General features: G+C 37.2%; 14 protein-coding genes and 1 other RNA gene. 6 read left to right on the top strand and 9 right to left on the bottom strand.

Going from position 1 to position 20,250, the window contains the following annotated elements; genetic code table 11:
- Positions 1-46: 46 nt before the first annotated feature.
- From addA to IGL90_RS04380, 6 genes are all read right to left on the bottom strand, one after another.
- Positions 47-3,841: a helicase-exonuclease AddAB subunit AddA gene (gene addA, locus IGL90_RS04405; RefSeq protein ID WP_048737752.1), complete on the bottom strand. Its 3,795-nt coding sequence runs from the start codon at positions 3,839-3,841 to the stop codon at positions 47-49.
- Positions 3,834-7,424 carry a PD-(D/E)XK nuclease family protein gene (locus IGL90_RS04400; protein WP_048737750.1) on the bottom strand — a complete coding sequence of 1,197 codons (3,591 nt, stop codon included), beginning with the start codon at positions 7,422-7,424 and terminating at the stop codon, positions 3,834-3,836. Before IGL90_RS04400 ends, addA begins: the two co-directional genes overlap by 8 nt.
- A gap of 110 nt (positions 7,425-7,534) precedes the next feature.
- A complete protein-coding gene (gene lepB, locus IGL90_RS04395; RefSeq protein WP_002358039.1) occupies positions 7,535-8,083 on the bottom strand; it encodes a signal peptidase I in 549 nt (182 codons plus the stop codon).
- Between the two features lie 220 nt (positions 8,084-8,303).
- Positions 8,304-9,023, bottom strand: a complete 720-nt coding sequence (locus tag IGL90_RS04390; protein ID WP_010716939.1) for a LutC/YkgG family protein — start codon at positions 9,021-9,023, stop codon at positions 8,304-8,306.
- Complete coding sequence (locus tag IGL90_RS04385; RefSeq protein ID WP_002358041.1) at positions 9,016-10,488, bottom strand: LutB/LldF family L-lactate oxidation iron-sulfur protein; 1,473 nt, start codon at positions 10,486-10,488, stop codon at positions 9,016-9,018. Before IGL90_RS04385 ends, IGL90_RS04390 begins: the two co-directional genes overlap by 8 nt.
- Before the next feature lie 12 nt (positions 10,489-10,500).
- Positions 10,501-11,262: a (Fe-S)-binding protein gene (locus IGL90_RS04380; RefSeq protein WP_002365495.1), complete on the bottom strand. Its 762-nt coding sequence runs from the start codon at positions 11,260-11,262 to the stop codon at positions 10,501-10,503.
- 369 nt (positions 11,263-11,631) lie between these two features.
- Between IGL90_RS04380 and IGL90_RS04375 the strand changes: the two genes are divergently transcribed.
- From IGL90_RS04375 to IGL90_RS04360, 4 genes are all read left to right on the top strand, one after another.
- Positions 11,632-11,919, top strand: a complete 288-nt coding sequence (locus IGL90_RS04375) for a hypothetical protein (protein WP_002386008.1) — start codon at positions 11,632-11,634, stop codon at positions 11,917-11,919.
- 180 nt (positions 11,920-12,099) lie between these two features.
- A complete protein-coding gene (locus tag IGL90_RS04370; RefSeq protein WP_048737747.1) occupies positions 12,100-12,285 on the top strand; it encodes a hypothetical protein in 186 nt (61 codons plus the stop codon).
- A gap of 170 nt (positions 12,286-12,455) precedes the next feature.
- On the top strand, positions 12,456-13,808 hold the full coding sequence (locus IGL90_RS04365) for an amino acid permease (RefSeq protein WP_002382100.1): 1,353 nt from the start codon (positions 12,456-12,458) through the stop codon (positions 13,806-13,808).
- 108 nt (positions 13,809-13,916) lie between these two features.
- Positions 13,917-14,318, top strand: a complete 402-nt coding sequence (locus IGL90_RS04360; RefSeq protein ID WP_065420468.1) for a YxeA family protein — start codon at positions 13,917-13,919, stop codon at positions 14,316-14,318.
- Here the strand turns inward: IGL90_RS04360 and IGL90_RS04355 are convergent.
- The 3 genes from IGL90_RS04355 to ace all read right to left on the bottom strand — a co-directional run bounded on the left by IGL90_RS04355 (position 14,315) and on the right by ace (position 18,862).
- On the bottom strand, positions 14,315-15,049 hold the full coding sequence (locus tag IGL90_RS04355) for a class I SAM-dependent methyltransferase (protein ID WP_048737743.1): 735 nt from the start codon (positions 15,047-15,049) through the stop codon (positions 14,315-14,317). The genes IGL90_RS04360 and IGL90_RS04355 overlap by 4 nt on opposite strands.
- A 69-nt stretch (positions 15,050-15,118) precedes the next feature.
- Positions 15,119-16,702, bottom strand: coding sequence for an ATP-binding cassette domain-containing protein (locus IGL90_RS04350; RefSeq protein WP_048737742.1), 1,584 nt, complete (start codon positions 16,700-16,702; stop codon positions 15,119-15,121).
- Between the two features lie 135 nt (positions 16,703-16,837).
- Positions 16,838-18,862, bottom strand: a complete 2,025-nt coding sequence (ace, locus tag IGL90_RS04345; protein WP_141411712.1) for a collagen-binding MSCRAMM adhesin Ace — start codon at positions 18,860-18,862, stop codon at positions 16,838-16,840.
- A gap of 334 nt (positions 18,863-19,196) precedes the next feature.
- Between ace and IGL90_RS04340 the strand changes: the two genes are divergently transcribed.
- Entirely contained in the window at positions 19,197-19,502 is a 306-nt protein-coding gene (locus tag IGL90_RS04340) for a DUF898 family protein (RefSeq protein ID WP_002360604.1), read from the top strand.
- A 138-nt stretch (positions 19,503-19,640) separates the two neighbouring features.
- Positions 19,641-20,007, top strand: a transfer-messenger RNA (tmRNA) gene (gene ssrA / locus IGL90_RS04335).
- Positions 20,008-20,250: the final 243 nt, after the last annotated feature.

Raw genomic sequence — 20,250 nt, 5'->3', positions numbered from 1 at the left:
TAGCACATTCCTTACAAAATGTAAGTGTTTCTGCTTCTAATTTTTTCTACTTTATAAAATCTACAACATTTCCTGTCTGCATGTCAATAATTACTCCTCCATTTAATAAAATTAAATAGACGTGCGACACCTCTTTATGCGTTGCCTCTTGTAGCGCTCTACGATAAAGATTCATCTGTCCGCGATACCGTTCGACAATTTCAGAAATCGCTTGGGGAGAGGTGCTTTTTACATGATCGGTTTTATAGTCATACAAAATGCATTGATTGTCTAATTCGATATAGCCATCAATAATCCCATGAATTAATAAATCATCTTGTGTCGTTTCTGGATAATTTTGAATGAGCTCTTCTGCTTCAATCAGCATAGAAAAAGGTTGTTCCCTTCTAACGGTTTGATGGTGTTGAATCAATTGTTTTCCTAAGGCGGTGTCAAAGAAGGCCACGATTTGTTCCAGATTCATTTTTTCAGCAATTGCTGGTAAAATCAATTTATTTTCCACTAAGCGTTCTTGAACAGCTCGCACTTCCTCGTAAGAAGGTTGCTTACTTAAATCAATTAGTTGTAATAAATAATGGGTTGCTGTCCCAATTTCAGCTGCTGAGGGCGCTTGAACCGTATCTAAAAATTTAGGCTTACTTAAATCTCCTTCAATCATTCGATTGACAATCAACGGTTGCGCTTGAATAGTATTGTCTTCTCGAACCTCAATTTTACCAATTTCTTTGTTATCGGGGTCATCAAATACTCGCTTGATTTCAGAAACAGACTGATAACTGGTGGTCCGAGTAGCCACTTCAAACGGATAATTGAAACTTAACCGTGCAAGGCCACGATTGATTTTGTCAGCAGATAATTGCGATTTTTCGGCTAAATCCTCTGCTTGTCTTTCTGGCAATTGTAATTGCTGAATGGCTGCTCGTAGTTGTTCTTCGTTGAACCACTGAATATGAAAGTTAGCTGGGTGCTTTTTGACTTGGGGAACGTTACTTACTACTACTTCTTGCTGATATTCATCGGCTTTTTGATGGCGTACCAATGTCATCCCAACCCAATTCATTAAACTACTTTTACTTTGCAAGCGATTTTCAGCTGGTAGCACCAGTGTTTCTACATCGCCAACTTTCAGCCACTCTTTCCACATCGCCGCTTGGTCTTTATAGGAGCCTACCAGAAAAAGTTTCTGTTCTGCACGTGTCAACGCCACATATAACTTCCGCATTTCTTCGGATAGTAATTTTCTTAATCGTACTTGTTTAATCGCCAAAAATGGTAAAGTATCGTACATAACTCGTTCTTCAGGTTGTAAATAACGAATGCCTACCCCTAAATTTTCTTCAAAGATATAGCGTTCATTCAAATCACTGACATTAAATTCTTTGGTCATATCTAAAACGAATACCACCGGAAATTCTAACCCTTTACTAGCGTGAATCGTCATGACGCGTACGGCATTCTCTTCACTTAAAACGACTGGTTCCGCTAAATCTTTGTCTTTTTCTTGCATTTTTTCGATGAAGCGAACAAATTGAAATAATCCTCGGAAGGTTGTTTTTTCATACGCCGCGGCCCGATCGACCAACGCATATAAATTGGCTTGGCGTTGTTTGCCAACAGGCAACCCGCCAACATAATCAAGATAGGCCGTTTCCCGATAAATCGTCCACAGCAAGGTGCTAAGCTGGTTGCGTCGAGCCTGTTCCCGCCATTTTTCTAATGATTCAGCAAAACGTATAGTTTTTTCCTGAACAACTGCTTCCTCCATGGTTGGTTCCATTTTTTGATTAAACGTTAAAAATGCTTCGTAGTAACTGGTTTCCTTATTAGCCAAACGAATAAGCACTAATTCATTTTCTTTTAATCCAACAATTGGTGAACGTAACACAGCTGCCAAAGGAATGTCTTGATAGGGATTATCAATCAATTGAAGCAAGGCAATCATTGTACGAATTTCCGTTGCTTGGAAATAATTTTGAGCATCATTGACTTGAACTGGAATTTCTAATGATTTAAAAACATCTAAAATAGTTAAATTATTTTTCTTCGTAGGCGTTAATAAGACAATATCTTGATAAGTAATCGGTCGATCCGTTTTCAGCTTTTTATCATAAATCAAGAAATTTTGGTCAATTAATTCACGAATTTTCAAAGCAGTAACGTAAAGTTCCCCTTCTGTCTTATCTTCAATCAACAACTCAGGGGATTGTAATTCTGGAAATTCAACTGATTCTGTTGCTTTTTTTTCATAAATTAGCAATTCAGTTGAATAATCAGCCGCCTCCGAAAATTGATCAAAGCCATGAACCAAAGCGGCTGACTCATCGTAAGCAATTTGGCCCACTCGCTCATCCATTAATTGACTAAATACTAAATTCGTAAAGTCTAAAACGTCTTTGCGGGAACGAAAATTTTCAGCTAGGATAATTCGTTTACCCTCTTCGCCTTGCCCATACTGATTGTATTTTTCAATAAACAATGTAGGATCTGCCAAGCGGAAAGAATAAATAGACTGTTTCACATCCCCTACCATAAAAAGGTTTCCTTCTGTGCTAAGCGGACGGCGCAACCAATACAAAATAGATTCTTGTAATTGATTGATATCTTGGTATTCATCGACTAACACTTCATCAAATTTTTCGCGATAGTAAAGAGAGGCTTCTGATGCTTGCCAGCCATCTGCCTGATTTTTCGCTAAAATAGCTAACGTATAATGTTCTAAATCGTTAAAATCCACTAAATTTTTAAGCCGTTTTTCTGCGCCATAGGCCTCCATAAATTGTTTCCCCACGTGAGCCATTTCTTGAACAATGGGTGTGGCCTCTTTCAAGACTTGTTTCATGGCATCTGGAGAAAGTGTAAACAGTTGCTTTTTCAAATCATTTAACGCTTTTTTATTTTGTTCTCGTAACTGTTTGGCTTGTTCCGCGGTTGGTTTCAACTCTTCGGCACGAACCGTTGGGTAGCGGTCAAAGCTCAACAATTCAGTCAAATTATAGGCGCTTTCTAAATCATTTCTCTCTAAAAATTGTAAAAATTGTTTTGTTTGTTCCTTTTCATTTTGAGCTAAATACCAAATCTTTTGAAGTTTCTCTTCGCCCTCTGTTAAGGTCACCATTTCTTCGTAACGCTGAAGAGTTCGTTGTAACGTCTCAACGGCTAGCGGTTTTAAATACGTCTGAAATAACGTTGATTCGCCTAGCTGATCCCCTACTTCGTAGGCTTGTGTTAAGCCATTAATCCACGCTTCTGGATCAGGATTGGCTTTGGCAAATTCATAAAAAGAAAAAATTAAGTTAGTGAGTCCGTCATCACTACGATCATTGGAAAAATTCGCTGTTAATTGGTAAAATTCTTCTTGATTTTCCGCATAAAATTGTTCACGTAATGCATCCCAAACATCTTCTTTTAATAACAATGTTTCTGTTTCATCTGTTAACATCCGAAAAACTGGATCTATGTCAATTAAATAATAAAAACGACGAATAACAGTTAAACAAAAGGCATGTAACGTGCTGATATTGGCTGTTGGCAAAAGAGCAATTTGACGAGAAAAATGCCGTCTTCTTTCTGGATCTTGTTCTTCATTCATTGCCTTTTGTAAAGCCACTTGGATACGTTCTTTCATCTCACGGGCGGCGGCTTCAGTGTACGTCACAATCAAGAGACGATCGATATCGACGCCGCTTTTGACTTTTTCAATGACACGGCGGACTAAAACAGTGGTTTTTCCTGAGCCAGCCGAAGCAGAAACTAAGATATTTTCATCGCCATCAAACACCGCTTGCCATTGACTGTCGGTGAATTGCTCATTGGCTGGACGTAGTGGAATTGTTTTACTCATCTTCGGTTGCTCCTTCCTCATCTTTGTTTAACAAGCGCGCCATAATTTCCTCTTTGGATAAATTCTCAATACGATGATAATTATTTTCTTTTAACATCACATCAAAATCACAGACACTTCGAAACGGACAATAGCGACAAGCAATCCGTTCCTTGCCTTGATAAGCGGGATTAAGTTGAACTTCGCCGCCAATAATTTGATTCCCCGCTTCAATAAATTTATTTCGGTTATGGGAAAGCAACGCGCCTAGTTCTGGTTCTGTCACAAATTTATCTTCTTGGCGACGACCAGGTTTAATTTGTTCTTTGGCGGATTCTTCAATCGGAAACAGCAACGAACTTTGTTTAGCTTGCAGACTCGTATCTAAATGATCCAATAAATCTGGGTCTTTCATCAAAAGACCATCAAACTGATATTTTTTAAGCATTTGTTGTTCAATGTCGTCTTTGCCTTCATAAGATAATGTAGGATTGTGTACATGCAGATAAAGTGAGCCAGCAGGTTTAGCTTCTTGACCAACTAATTGCACAGCATCCATTAAAGCCACATCCAAGTACGTCAGCATTTGCATGGCTAAGCCGTAATACGCTTCTGTCATATTAAATTTACGGTGACTCGATTTATAATCAATCACACCTAAATAGGTTGATTCGGGTGTAACCAATTGATCAATCCGGTCGATTTTCCCCCGAACATGAATTTTCCCTTGATTTTTTAATGGTAATTCCAAACCAGAAATTCCTTTTTTAGCGGCAATTTGGCCAAATAACACTTCCGTTTGAACAGTCGTCATGCCACTTCGTTGGCTTTGGCGTTTCAGCGCCCAACTGACTTTTTTAATTGTTTGACTCAATTGATAGCGAATATAGTTCATGCGACTAGAGGTCGTTAATACAGAAAAACGTGCATCCCCTAAAATACTATTTAGTACTTCCTCCGCCAATAAATTGACTTCCTGATCGGTTAATTCAGATAAGTTCCGTTGATTCATAATCAATAATTTAAAGAACTGATCCAATGCTTCATGGAAAAATTCCCCTGTAGCTGCTGGTGAAAGCCCAAAGACATCTCTTTCTTTCAAACGTAAGCCATAGCGAGAAAAGTATTGATATTGACACCGATAAAAACTCTCCATCCGAGAAACGGATGTATAAATATCTTTACCATATAAAGGTTCTGCTAAGACCTCATCAATCTTTTCAGGAATATTTTGATGCGTTAAACTTTCGAAAACTTGCTTGGCTAGCGGCGCAATTGATTGGTTCATTAGCGCTTTTTCCATATTTAACCAGAAAGGCAACAATCCTTCTTGTGTTTCTTTCCGTTGTCTTTTCAAACGCGTTAATTCACCGATTAACGTCCGATACGTACTAATATGGGCTAAACTGGTCGTTTCATCATCGAAAATGGTTGTTTCATTTTTTTCAAAAACGGGCAAGTTTAAATCTTTTTGGATATTTTTAAAATAAGGAGACGGTTTGACTTCTTGAGCGGTATCTTTAACACTTGGATAGGTTAAATATAACCGTTCTCGCGCTGAAGAAAAGACAAGATACGCAACATAAGGTTCTTGCGCAATTTTGCGTCCGGTTGTCCCACGTAAATATTGGTTTTCCGTTAACGTATCATTGATTGTCTGACGTTCTTCATCAGACAATAGTGTTTTATTTTCAATCTTTTGTGGAAAAATTTCTTCCGTCATCCCAATAGCAAAAGTAACCTTGGCAGCGCCAGGTCGAGTTAAATCCATTGCGCGAACTTGTACTTGGTCAATCGCTGTCGGCACTTTACTATAGTGCAAACCTTCCAAGCCACTAACAAATATTTCTTGAAACGTTGTAAAATCAAACGAACTTTCTCCGTAAACAGTGACGTATTCATCTAGTAACGACATCAATGCATCCCAAGTCTGTTCATGGTTACGAGCTGTTTCTAGTTGACCTGCTTCGATAGCTTGTAAGCGCCACATTTTTAATTGTGTTGCCACACCACTTTGCAGTAAAAAGTGATAGAAGACGGTCGCTGCTTCCAAACCAGTTTTGGCACTTATCATTGCTTGAAAGTAACTAGGTAACAGCCGTTGAAGCGATTGACGAATCGCATTTGACTCTTCTTCCATCGTAGCGACATCTTCTTGCTCTTCCGCTTCAAAATCATACCGAATAAATTCCCAATCTTTTTCTTGCGACCAATAATAACCTTCATAGCCGTATGCCAGGACTACATTTTCGGTAATATCAACTTTTCTGCGCCAAGCGTTCCGTTGGTTTAACCAATCAGTCAAGCTTTCTTCAGAAGTAGCGTGTTGATTCATTGGCATAAATAATTCCGTTCTCAAAAAACGGAGCACATCGCGATAACGATAATTGTACGAATGAATAGCAAATAAAGATTCAATCCATTCGACTAAAGGATGCCGATCCATAGCCATATCTCGGTCGACATAAACAGGAATCTCGTGTTCCGCAAAAATCGGTTCTAATAAATTTTCATAACAATCTAAATCACGAGTCAACACCTGAATTTCTTTGTACCGATACCCTTCTTCCACCACTAAACGGCGAATTTCGGTTGCAACATGTGTTAATTCTTCTTTAACGTTTTCAGCACGCCACAGAAATAAGCCATCGCCACTCCAGTCAGTTGTGCTTAATGGAGGCAGGTGTTCTTGCGATTGAATCCAATAATCATTTAATCCTTGCAAGTCTGGGTTTGTAATTAATACCTCTTTCTTTTCCACATAATCTGAAAGAATCGGGATTTGCTTCTGTCTTGCTAGTTGATAAAGCTGATGATAGGTTTGTCCCGCTTCATAAAATAACGACCGCGGATCAGGTAAGTCATGCGGATATTGTTTGTCCAATACGAGGGCTACTTTCACAGAACCTGCTTGCGCCATTAGCACTTCAATCAACTTTAATTCTCTGGCAGTAAACTGCTGATAGCCTGAAATAACGAATTGGACATTCGACAAATCAACCGTTTGTAAATACTCGCTTAAATGTTGAATAATCTCCGCTGATTCATAGCCATACTGACTCATTTGTAATTGGAATCGTGTAAAAATTAACGTTAAATCTTGAAACTTAAGTTGTAAATCTTGTCCTTTAGGGTTCTCCGTTTGTTTTTCTAAAAATGGATAAAGCTCCGCAATCTCAATATTGCCTTCGCGCATTTCTTGATAAAGCTGAAATAGTTGCTGAATAAAGCCAGGCTTGTTAATTTCACCTCTAAAAATTTGTAACTCTTCTTCTGCTTCTACTAAAATTTTGCGGAAAATCATCGCAGCGCCTGCATCAGATAAAACATCTGCCGAGTAAAAAGGTGTATGTTGTAAATAGTACCAAGCCAAACGGTAAAAACTAAAAACCTGCAGACGGGTACTGGTTATTGAATCAGACGTAGTTGTCTGTAATTGACGTAACTTTTGCAAGACTTGAATTTCTTGCTCAAACTTAATATGGTTCGGGACTAAATAGAATACTTCATGCTGTGCGTCTTCCTCTAGCCATTGTTTTGTCGCCTGTATAAGTGGCGCTTCTAAATCTGCCACGGCGGTTCCTCTAATAAACTGCACACTCATGGTTTCACATCCTTTTCCTTTGCACTGCCTTTATTTTACCACAAAAGAAGGACGGAAACATGTGTTTGTTTTTACACATTTCCGTCCTTCTCTTTTACTCATTGTATCTTTTATTGTTTTGACACTTCTGGTATTGGACCAAACCGTGAGAATGGCCACATCACAAATTTCACTTCACCCAAAATATCTTTTTTATGAATAAAACCAATGACACGACCGTCTTTTGAATTCCGTCGATTATCACCTAAAACAAAGTAGCTATCTGCTGGTACTTTTTCTTTTAGTGAAAAATCGCCTGTCAAAGGTTGACCATCTGTTAAGGCTTTTTTAAATTCATCTAAATAGGGTTCGTCAACTTCTTTTCCATTGATGTACAACGTATCATCCTTGTACGCAATTGTATCTCCAGGTAAACCAATCACACGTTTAATATAATTTTTATCTGGTTCATCTGGCGCTGGAAAAGTAATAATATCGAAACGATTAATTTCTGTGTTTTTTAATGTAATTACCCGTTCACCATCTGCTAACGTTGGATCCATTGAATGACCTCTCACTACGACAGGCGTAAATACAAATTGTCTCAGTAAAAACAGACCCAAAGCTAAGCAGGCAAAAAAGACTACTGTTTTAATTAATTCTTTTGATTTCAAACTCATTCCTCCAAAAACCTTATTATCTTATGTCTCATATTCTACCACAAAGTAAATCAATCCTATAGTGCTTAACACTCAATTAATTTTTATGTACGCTTTTTTTACAAAATGGTCAGAAAAAAAACGTATTTCTTTCAAATTTGATTCTTACTTTTTTGATCCTGCTCATAAAAAAAGCATAATCAATTCTAAAAAGGGCTGAATTGATTATGCTTCTAGCGTTTTAGCGATCCATCACAACCACGTAACAAACTTCTAAAGGACCATGCAACCCGACAACCAGTTGCATTTCAATATCTCCTGAATTAGAAGGCCCTGAAATAAAGTGAATCGCTGAGCCGATTTTTTCGCCTTTTTCTATTTTATCTGTATAAAAAGCTGCTGGCTGAGTCGAACGTGGAACGAGTTTACTAAACGGTATAATTGAAATATAATGCTTCGGTAAAAAATGTAAGGCTCTGCCTTGTCCCGCATTGGACTCCACCACAATCGTTCCTGATTCAGCTAGTAAAAACTCAGCAAAGGCAATCGCAATATTTGCCTGAGCAGCTGTTTGAATATTCGCTTCTCGTTGCTCACTTCCAGGTTGCCATTGCTTAACAGAAACAGCCTCTAATGACTTAGCTAAATCAGCTAATCCATAGGCTTCAAAACGTGCATCTGTTGGCAATAAAAGATTGCCCCCACCAAACTCAGCAACAATTTGCTGAATCGTCGTCAGTAAATTTTCTTGTGTGGTTTCCACTAAGTTCGTGTGAATCGTTTCCACACGTTCTTTCACAATCGTTAATAGCTCTGCTGGTGTTTTATCTGCCAACTGTTCTTCTGGTAAATGATTAACTGGCTCAAATGGATGGGCCGAAACAGGCTGTTTTTCTACGCCTAATTTTTCTCGTAGATTTTGTAAAAAAGGTTCTCGATTTTGAATCGCTTCGTTAGTCATTTTTTTCACCTTCTTGATGTTTTTTGAACCAACTTCTGAAGTTTTCTGAAGATTTTGGTGGTCTTGGCAAATCACGAACATCGGTCCAACCTTTTACTAACCCTGGTCCTTTATCAAGGTAGCCCCCATGATTATACATGTTTTCAACAGTAATTTCTTTTTGTTTACTTAAAATGCCCGCTGCAGCATGATCGACTTTCATGGCTGCTTTAAACATTGCTGGTGAACCAGTGGCTTTACCTACCATACGCATTTGGAAATCTTCAAATCCATGTTTCATTTTCAGATCATCGGTCATCACTTTACGATGTTCAATTAATAGTTCGTGCAATGGAATTTTCACAGGACACGTTTCCGTACATGCCCCACAAAGACTAGACGCATAAGGCAATTCCCCAAACTGTTTATATCCACCTAAAATTGGAGAAAGTACAGCACCAATTGGTCCTGGATAAATAGAGCCATAACCGTGCCCTCCAATATGGCGATAGACCGGACAAACGTTCAGACAAGACCCACAACGAATACACTGTAAGACTGGCTGAAAGGCTGTTCCTAAAGCTTTTGAACGCCCGTTATCCAAAATGACTACGTGAAATTCTTCTGGACCATCGGATTCATCCGCATTTTTTTGCCCGGCAAACGTCACATACGTTGTTAAATTTTGACCAACAGCACTTCTGGCTAAAAGGTTATCTAAAACCTCTGCTTCACGCATTGTTGGTACGATTCTTTCCATTCCCATTAACACGATTTGTGTCTTAGGAATACTGATGGTCAAATCAGCATTTCCTTCATTTGTATTTAAGTTAATTAAGCCGCTATCCGCAATAGCGAAATTACAACCTGTAATGCCAATCTCCGCTTCCAAAAAGAATTTGCGCATCACTTCTCGTGCACAGCGTGCCAAATTTACTGGGTCATTATCTCCTTGATACCCTAATTTTTTCGCAAAAACCTGACGAATCTGTTCGCGATTTTTATGAATACTTGGGAAAACAATATGTGACGGCTCATCCCAGTCATCCATTTGTAAAATGAATTCCGCCAAATCTGTTTCCATCACACTGACATCGTCTAATCCCAATAACATTGGATCAATATCGACTTCGGTCGTCACCATTGATTTAGATTTCACAATTTTTTTCGCCTTTTTTTCTAGAACCACTTGTTTCACATATTCATTGGCCTCTTCGGCGGTTTGAGCAAAAAAGACTTTGCCACCTCGTTTGGCGACGTTATCACTGAACTCTTCTAAATAGTCAGGCAGATACTGAATTGTATGTTGGCGAATTTGTTCTCCCAGTTCACGCCATTGTGGCCAATTGCCTAAAGCTTCCCGCGCACCTTCTCGTTTCTCCCATTGGGCATCTTGTGCTTTGGCGACAGCCTTTTGCATAAACACATCTTTTTTACTTTCTTCAATTCGTTCACTTAACGGCTTATTGCTCGTTGATAATCCCACAGTTCTTCCCCCTTACCCTACCGATATGATTTGCGGTTGGTCCATGCGTGCTTCATCCACTTCGTGATTAAGGACTTCTGCAATATGCATAATCTTAATCTTTTTCCCATCACGATTAAATTTACCGCCGATATTCATTAGGCAACCCATATCCGCACTAATTAAAATTTCTGCGCCCGTATCAATCACATCGTTCATTTTTTCCGTCACCATTTGTTCAGAAATAGCTGGCATTTTCACTGAAAACGTTCCGCCAAATCCGCAACAATTTTCAAGATGTCCTAAAGGAATCATTTCTAATCCTTTCACATGATCCAACAAAACAAAGGGTGATTCTCGTTCATTTAAAATTCGCGTCATATGACAAGAACGATGATAAGTGGCTTTCCCATGTAACGTTGCGCCAACATCTTTGACCCCTAAGACACGATAAAGAAACTGACTAAACTCATAAGTTCGCTCAGCTAAACGTTGTGCTTTTGGTCCATAAATAGGATCATCTGCTAAAAATTTGTGGTATTCTTTCATCATGCCGACACAAGACCCCGCAGGTCCCACCACATAATCGGCACCGTCAAAACTATCAATTTGATTCTTAAGCGTTGTCGTGCTCTCTGTCACATAGCCACTATTGTACGTTGGCTGACCACAACACGTTTGGCTTGTTGGTAAAACCGTTTCACAGCCATAACGTTCCAAAACCTCTACCATTGCTTGCCCTACATTTGGAAAAAGTAAATCCACCACGCATGTCGAAAATATACTCACTTTCACGCAAAATAACCTCCTCGTTTTCTACGAAAAGGCTCCATGAAATTAATTGGGCGGCTGTCATTAAAAGTCACTTGGCTGTCGTCTCTAACTACTTCACAGTGCCTTTTCAACAAATACGTTATTTGTAACAAAAATCGTTTTTTAAAATGATTCTTATACAATAATTATTTTACCAGTATCTGGTTTTAACAGCAAACGATTCCAGAAATTTTGTGCATTTTCACACAAAAAAGGAGGCTTTTTTATAAAAGTTTCTTTTACCCCCTTCGAAATTCGTTTTTTCTGAAGAAAAGAGTGACGAAATTTTGAAATTTTGGTAAACTAAGAAAAAACGAGAAACGAGGGCCATGCATGTTCATTTCATTTAACATGTTTATTCTATTAATTGTTGCAACGATCCTAATGATTTTTCTGATTATCTATTTGACAGTCACTGGAAATGATAAAAATAATAAAAAGAAACAAAAGAAAGAAACAAAAAGAACTACGCCAACTTTAAACAAAAAAACAACTGTTCCCCCTTCCCAGAAGCCAAATGTTGTGACTGATGTTGCAAAAAAGAGCGAGCCGGAAAAGCAAGCCGTACAACGAACACAGCAACCAACCACTAGAGAGGACGAGACTTCTCAATTTACACGAAGCCAACGTCATAAATGAAAATGGGACATAAGTCGAGATGACTTATGTCCCATTTTCTAATTCTTAAGATAATCAGCTGAACAAAAAATCCGCTAGTTGTTTCACTTTTTCTTTTAATTAATGATAGTTTATTCTTCTTTTCAGGTGTATACTAAATGATTGAAAAGAGACTTTAACTAATTAGGAAGAGGTGATTTTTTGTCTGCAAAGCGGTTTATTCAATTATTCATTTGTTATGCTATTTCAATGATTGTCGCAATACTTTTAACGGACTTATTTAATTTCTCAAGTTCTATAGCTTATTTAGTAGTGGCTAGTATCATCGGCTATGTAGTCATTACTGTTCCATTAACAATTATGACTCTATTAAAAAATAAAAATTAATAAAAAAATTGAGCGATTTTAATCACTTAAATTGCTCGATTTTTTTATTTTCATAATATTTTTCACTTATTTTTTCATTTTCATTGACAGAATAGTTGTAATTGTCAGAAAATTGTATATAATAAAGAAAGTTATTTTCATATTATTTTTTTCAATTAAAGGAGAATCCTATGAGTGAAACACAACAAACAACCTTAAAAAAACAATTAAGCTCGCGCCACATTACGATGTTAGCCTTAGGGGGAGCGATTGGCGCAGGTCTTTTTAAAGGAAGTGGCGAAGCAATTGGTATTGCTGGTCCTTCTGTTTTAATCGCCTTTCTAATTGGCGGTGCTGTTCTCTTCATCGTCATGAGTGGTTTAGGAAAACTTGTTTTAGATGGCGGAGACACACATCATGGTTTGTCTGGCTTAGTTCGACCATTTTTAGGTGCACATTCTGCTGATTTTATTGATTGGGTTTATTATTCCATGTGGACAATTAATATTATCGCAGAAGCGGTTGCCGCAGCTTCCTTTTTACAACTTTGGTTTCCTAATATTCCTGCTTGGTTTTTTGTTTTCATTTTAGCTATTTTAACGACGCTCATTAATCTTTACTCGGTTCGTTTATTTGCAGAAACAGAATATTGGTTGGCGTTTGCTAAAATTAGTGTCATCATTTTGTTAATTATTTTTGGTGTTTATCTGGTGGGACAACAAATGCTAGGCAGTGGTGTCTTCCCTACTTTACAAAGTATCACCGATCATGGTGGCTTCGCCCCACATGGCATGAAAGGTATTGTTAATTCTTTATTAGTAGTTATTTATTCTTATGGCGGTTCAGAATTAATCGCGATTACTGTCAGTGAAGCAGATGATCCTAAAAAAGCCATTCCTAAAGCGATTCGTGGTGTGATGGGACGGATTATTTCCTTCTATATCATTCCATTATTCTTACTTTTGATTATTTTCCCTTGGAATACCTTAGCAGGCACAACGGTGAGTCCATTTGTTATGGTTTTTGAAAAAATGAATATTCCTTTTGCTGCTGACATCGTAAATTTTGTGATTATTTTAGCCTTGTTTTCTTCTATTAATTCTGGGGTATACGCCTCTTCTCGCCTTTTATATTTTCGCTTAAAAGATAAAAAAGGACCCATGAGTAAACTTGCGGTTTTAAACAAGCACCAAGTACCTCAACGTTCAGTTTTCTTCTGCGCCAGTGTTTTATATCTGGGCGTTATTCTTTCTTATTTTGTTGGCGATGAATTATTTGGTTACTTAGCCGGTTCTCTCTCTTACACTGTCTTGCTAATTTGGATTTTAATTAGCGCTGCGGCGTTTGTTCTGTCTTTAAAACGAGGGTCTCTCTTTGAAAAAAGTATTAATCTCCTTGCTTTAATCATTTTAGGCCTCATCTTTATTGGCATCTTATTTACAAATTCGTTAGGCGTCACTCTTTTAACAGGCCTACTGTACTTTGTTATTTTCTTTAGTTATCGTAAGAAAAATGATTCCTTTCTACTCTCTGATGAAAGCTAAATAGACAAAAAAACGAACAGTTTTGTAAGACAACTGTTCGTTTTTTCGATGTTCCATCTCCTTCTTCTTTTGCTATGCTATTTTTGTAAATTGTTAGGAGGACAAAAAATGAAAAAAATCGGCGCTATTTTATTTATTGGCTTATTTATTGTTGGTGGTTATACAGGCTATCGTTATTATGCAGATACATATAAGGGTGAAAAAGCCTATGCACAAGTTCCTCTAGAAATTCCTGAACGAAAACAAACAGTAGATGACAATCAAAAAAGCATAGATGGCCAATATTCTTTACACTATCGACTAACTTTTGTTAAATGTAATGGAAAAACGCAAGTTATGGACTACGAACGGACAGACAAAAATCCGCAACCTTTGGAACCAAATGCTTACATAGAAGCAACCATTAGTAAAAAAAGAATCATCCAATCTCCTGCCAAAATTGATAAAAAAGAGATTCCAGAAAAAGCTTTCGCACAATTAAATAACCGAAAAACAACCAGCGATAATTAGTAATCGCTAGTTGTTTTTTTACATGGAATAACAATTAATTCATAAATAATGGTACGCTGATTTTGCTTAATTTCATGAGAACCAAAAATTTCTTGTACGCGTTGTTCTAAAATTGGAACTGACCATTGTTCTTCAAAATAGCTGCGGAAAAAGTCTTTTGAAATAGTTTCTGATGCTTCAAAGAAAAATTTTTTTGTGAAAAAAGGTCGCTGTTCTTTTTTTAGAAATGCTTTGTATTTTGCCATCCAATTTAACTGCGGGTTGCTCTCTTGCTCAAAAGGAGAAAATAACGAATCTTGCTCTTCCACTAGCCGAAATATAAGACACCATTTCTCACTTAATTGGCACAATGCATTAACTTTTTCCGGCGTATCCAAAGCAGGGTTCATCGCTGAAAAAACGACTTGAAATTTTTTCCCAGTCTCAATCAGTCTTTCTTGGCTTTGGTGAAGAAAAACAACGTTGCTTTGTGCTTTTGCTTCCGCAATCTCCAACATTCTCTGAGAAATATCGGCTAGCGTGTACTCCGTGACTTGCTCTTGAAAAAAAGGCAAATATCGTCCCGTCCCACCTGCGATATCCAGAAATGTCTGACACGGAAAAATGCCTTCTTGGACCAAGAAATCACGTAATTCTCGGGCAATTGGAAATGGCGATTCTTGTTGAATTTCTTCATATTCTTCTGCAAATTCATCCCAAAATTCCGCTAATTCTTGCTCATTATTATTCATCAACAGTTGCCCCTTTCTCTCAATTCTTATAAAAAGTGTAGCAAAAGAAGCGCCAAAGAGCTAACAAGTTCACTCATTTAAATCAATAATTTCATCTACAAATCGCAGGGTTTTAGGTCGATGAGTAACCAAAATAGTCAACTTATTGTGGGTAAATTTTTGTACTTCTTGTAACACTTTTTCTTCGGTCTTTTCGTCCAATGCAGAAGTCGCCTCATCTAAAATAAGGATCTCTGCTTGTGTAAATGCTAAGCGTGTGAAAGCAATCCGTTGTTTCTCGCCACCAGAAAAATTCATTCCTTTTTCACTCACAATAGTGTTTAAACCTTCCGGCAACCGTTCATAAAGTTCCCCCAACTGAAAACGATACATAGCTTCAATTACTTGTTCATCAGAAATTTCTTGATTCAATACAATATTTTCTTTCAACGTTCCTTGAAATATTGGCACATCTTGAGATAAATAAAAAACTTTTTCATAATAATCTTCCAAATTGAATTGTGTTAGAGGAAATTGATTCACATAAACTGTCCCCTCTGTCGGTTTCAATAATCCTAAAATCAATTTAATCAGGGTAGATTTGCCTGTCCCACTTTTTCCAATCAAGCCATAGGTTTTGTTCATTGAAAATTGTCGATTTTGTTGGGACATAATCGTTTGACTATCTACGCTAAAACACACATCTTTTAATGAAATTGTTTGAATTTCAGGTAACGCTTTGCCTGGAACCGCTAAGTCAGGATCATCTTCTTTTTTATAAAAATCTTCCAAGCGCTGATAGGCTACTTTATCCAAATTATATTGAACAAATAAAACATTAAATATGGCTATCGGCGTATAAATTCGATCGATATACATCACTATCGCTACAAGTCCACCTAAACTCAATGTCACAACGTTAGTAAAACTAAGTACGACAATGCTTACTTTGATAAGTGCGACTAACAAGGCAAAAAAGCCAAAGAAAAATTCATGGATCATAGTCATTTTTGTTATATTTTGACTATTTTCCTCTGCCATTAACGCGTAATTTTCAATCTCTTTTTTATATTTTCGATTAATTCTAAAAGTCACTAGTTCTGTCATCCCTCGTATCAAAGTAGCATTCATTGCTTCTTCAGAAATAAGTGTTTTTTCTTTCATTTTTTGTAGCGTTTTCAAAAGTATTTTGGTTAAAATAAATACAATCACATAACCAATTAGAATTGCTGGTAGTAATTTTTTATCAATCAATGCTATGAAAAACAAATTAAATAACGTCTCTGGAATTAGCTCTCGAAATAAGCGTCCATAAAAATTCAAGTGGATATTTCTCCCAGCTGCTGCACCAACTTCTACTTTTTGTAGTAAAGCTCCCGCTCCCAGTTTTAGATATTCTTCATAGGAAATCTTGCTCATTTTTATTAAACTTAATTTCTTCAAATAGAAATAGATGCCATTAGTTAAGTAAGCTTTCGGTTTCTGTTCACAGTAAGACAATAGCGGAATTAAAATAATTGTCGTTCCATACGCTACTAACAACCCTAGTTGGAAACTTTTTTGATAATGATCTAACAACTGTTGAAAAAAATAAATTGCTAAAGCACTACATAATGAAACAATCACGCCAATCAAAATGTACCAAGTGAAGCTTTTCTGAAAGTGCGACCATATTTTTTAGTCATTTACTCCCCCCTTTTCGAGCATTATATACCTTACTGTAGCATAGTTTTTGATTGGCGCCTATCAGCAATTTATCTCCAGATAATAGAAAAGCCCCCCAGCGAAAGCTGGATGGCTTTTCTATTGTTAATTCTTTCTGATTTGTAGATAACTTACACCTAAAACGGCAAATGTACTTGCCAGTATTCCTGCTATTAACATAAACGGTGTTTTTGTTGTGCCTGTTTTGGGAAGTTCTCGTTGCCCGTTTGCTTCATTTAATTTTTGAATTGGTTCACTAAGCAGTTGGGGAGCCAACTGTGGGCTTCCTTCATTTTTCAATGTATTTAATGGAGCGTTTAGTATTTGTGGTTGATTTTTTGATGTAACATTTTTATTTGTCTCCACAGTTGTTTCTGTGGATGGCTGTTTTTTCTCAGTTGTAGTAATTTCTTTTGTTGGTGAGACATGGACTTCTGGTTGACTGCTTTCTGCAGTCTCTGTTGTGCCGTTCTCTTCAGTTGTCACACTTGGTTTTTCAGGTATGATTGGCTCAATCGTGCCTAGTGTTTCACTTTCATCTGGATTTTCTTCTTCTGTTGGCGACACATGAACTTCTGGTTGACTGCTTTCTGCCGTTTCTGTTGCGCCATTCTCTTCAGTTGTTACGCTTGGTTTTTCAGGTATGATTGGTGCAATTGTACCTAACGTTTCACTTTCATCTGGATTTTCTTCTTCTGTTGGCGACACATGAACTTCTGGTTGGCTGCTTTCTGCCGTTTCTGTTGCGCCATTCTCTTCAGTTGTTACGCTTGGTTTTTCAGGTATGATTGACTCAATCGTGCCTAGTGTTTCACTTTCATCTGGATTTTCTTCTTCTGTTGGCGACACATGAACTTCTGGTTGGCTGCTTTCTGCCGTTTCTGTTGCGCCATTCTCTTCAGTTGTCACACTTGGTTTTTCAGGTATGATTGGTTCAATTGTACCTAACGTTTCACTTTCATCTGGATTTTCTTCTTCTGTTGGTGAGACATGAACTTCTGGTTGGCTGCTTTCTGCGGTTTCTGTTGTGTCTGTCTTTTCACTTGTTTCTATTGCCTGTTCCGAAGTAGGTGTCTTTGGTTCCCATTCTTCTATTGTCTCTAAAGGAATGTCTAGACTTTCTTCTGTTGGCATTTCCACATTTTGATTGCCGCTTGCCTCGCCTTCTACAAAAACATTTTTAACCTGTGATGTATTTTTTTCATTCATTGCGTCTTGATTGTTTAGTTGATAATTGATGTCATAACTATTTTCAAATGTTGCTTGATGTTGGCCTGCTTCTGTGATTGTCGAAGTGTAACGGACGATAAAGGAAGTAAAGCGTGCTTTATCCCGATAAAAACGTAAATTAAAGTCATTATCTGTCACGAAGTCAATTTTGCCATAACCTTGTTGCTCAAACTCGGCAAGTGAAATATATTTAGTTTCTTTGTCATTCACAATATCAAATGTAAAACTCTCTTTATTTAATTGTTGACCACTTCCTTGTCGATCCGCAATTGAAATATCTTCTGTGACATCGGATTTATTGAGGTTCACATTTAAAAACCAGCGTACTTGATTTGACTCTCCAGCCAAATCGCCTACTTTATAAAAAAACGGATAGTCTCGCTCAATTTGGCCAGTCTCTGTGTTAGTCACTCCTTCAATCGTCAAACGTTGAGTCGCCGTTGCTGTTCCGAAATCCGTTTCTATCACATTCGGTTGCGAACTATTGGTGATAAGCGTTTTAATCCCGAAAGAAAAATGCCCATTCACATTATGTAAAGATTCAACTTTTTCGTTAAATGTTGCTACAACATGATCTTTATAGATAAAAACTTCCCCTAAACCATTTAAATTGATTTTTCGTGGTGAGCCATCGTTCTCGGTCATTCCAACTAATGCATTTGGTAAAGTTAAAGTAATAGTATCGCCAGGTTTTATTTTCTGATTCTCTTTGTCACTAAAAGATACTTTAATGGAGGTCATCTCTCCTTGATATAAAGTAGTGTGATCTAATTCTACTTTGTCAACGATTGAACTTTTGCTCAATTCGGCGCCAAACGAAATTGGACCAATCAATAACGCCCCCGCAATTGGTAGAATCATTACCAACAGTAACACTAAAAATTTTACACTTTTTGTCATAAAAAATTATTCACCTTTCTTTTCTCTTATTTTTTCCACTTAGTGGTCTTTTTCAGAAGTTGACAATAGCAAAAAGATATGTCTCGTACAATATTAATGCTCATTTAAGTAGCCTTTTTTTTAAATTTCTAATTCACTTCCTAAGGAAAACGTTTTATTATGGTAGTTACATTAGATAACATTTGTTACAAAATATCTAATGTTGCCAAGTTTGAGTTGCATAAATAACATATTTCACATCAATAATGAATAAAAATACTTATTTCATCCTCATTTTGTTTCCCAGGCCATTTATTCTTGTTATAATAAAGTTTATGAGATAAGGAGGAAAAGAATGAAAAATTCATATTTTGACGGTGGTTTAGCAACGTATATCGGGACTTCAATTTTAGCAACCTTGATTACTGTCTTTACATTAGGCATTTGCGCACCTTGGGGAATTTGTATGATGTACAACTGGAAAATCAAGCATACCGTTATTGATGGTAAACGCCTTTATTTTGACGGTACAGCTATGCAATTATTCGGTCATTGGATTAAATGGCTTTTATTAACTATAATTACTTTAGGAATTTATGGTTTTTGGTTGAATATCCGTTTGCAACAATGGATTACAAAACATACCCACACACTTTCATAAAAAGAGGAAGGATGAACTGAATTACGGTCCATCCTTCCTCTTTTTATGAATATCTAACAGAGTGTTATCCTACTCTTTGAAAAAACAAGGAATTTATGCTATACTTTGATAAGTATCAAGGGATACTTATGTTATTTCGGGGGCGTTACGGATTCGACAGGCATAGTTGAGCTTGAATTGCGTTTCGTAGGTTACGGCTACGTTAAAACGTTACAGTTAAATATAACTGCTAAAAACGAAAACAATTCTTTCGCTTTAGCTGCCTAAAAACCAGCTAGCGAAGATCCTCCCGGCATCGCCCATGTGCTCGGGTCAGGGTCCTAATCGAAGTGGGATACGCTAAATTTTTCCGTCTGTAAAATTTAGAGGAGCTTACCAGACTAGCAATACAGAATGCCTGTCACTCGGCACGCTGTAAAGCGAACCTTTAAATGAGTGTCTATGAACGTAGAGATTTAAGTGGCAATATGTTTGGACGCGGGTTCGACTCCCGCCGTCTCCATTAAAAAGGAACTTGCTAAACGTTGTTAAATCAACGATTTAGTAAGTTCCTTATTTTCTTGGGAGTTGGACTGAACTCGGACTTTTGAGAAAAATCATAAAGAAAATAGAAAAAGGTATCAACTAATAATCAAAATTTGGTGAATACTTTCAAGAAAACATTATTAAAAAGGTAATCTTTTACATAACGAACCAATTTTCTGCTGAATAATTTCAATTTATTTAAATTATACTTGATTCGATTAGC

Origin of the sequence: Enterococcus sp. DIV1307a, from assembly GCF_050537425.1 — a bacterium.
GTDB classification, from domain to species: domain Bacteria; phylum Bacillota; class Bacilli; order Lactobacillales; family Enterococcaceae; genus Enterococcus; species Enterococcus faecalis.
This window is presented reverse-complemented; position numbering and strand designations above follow the sequence as displayed.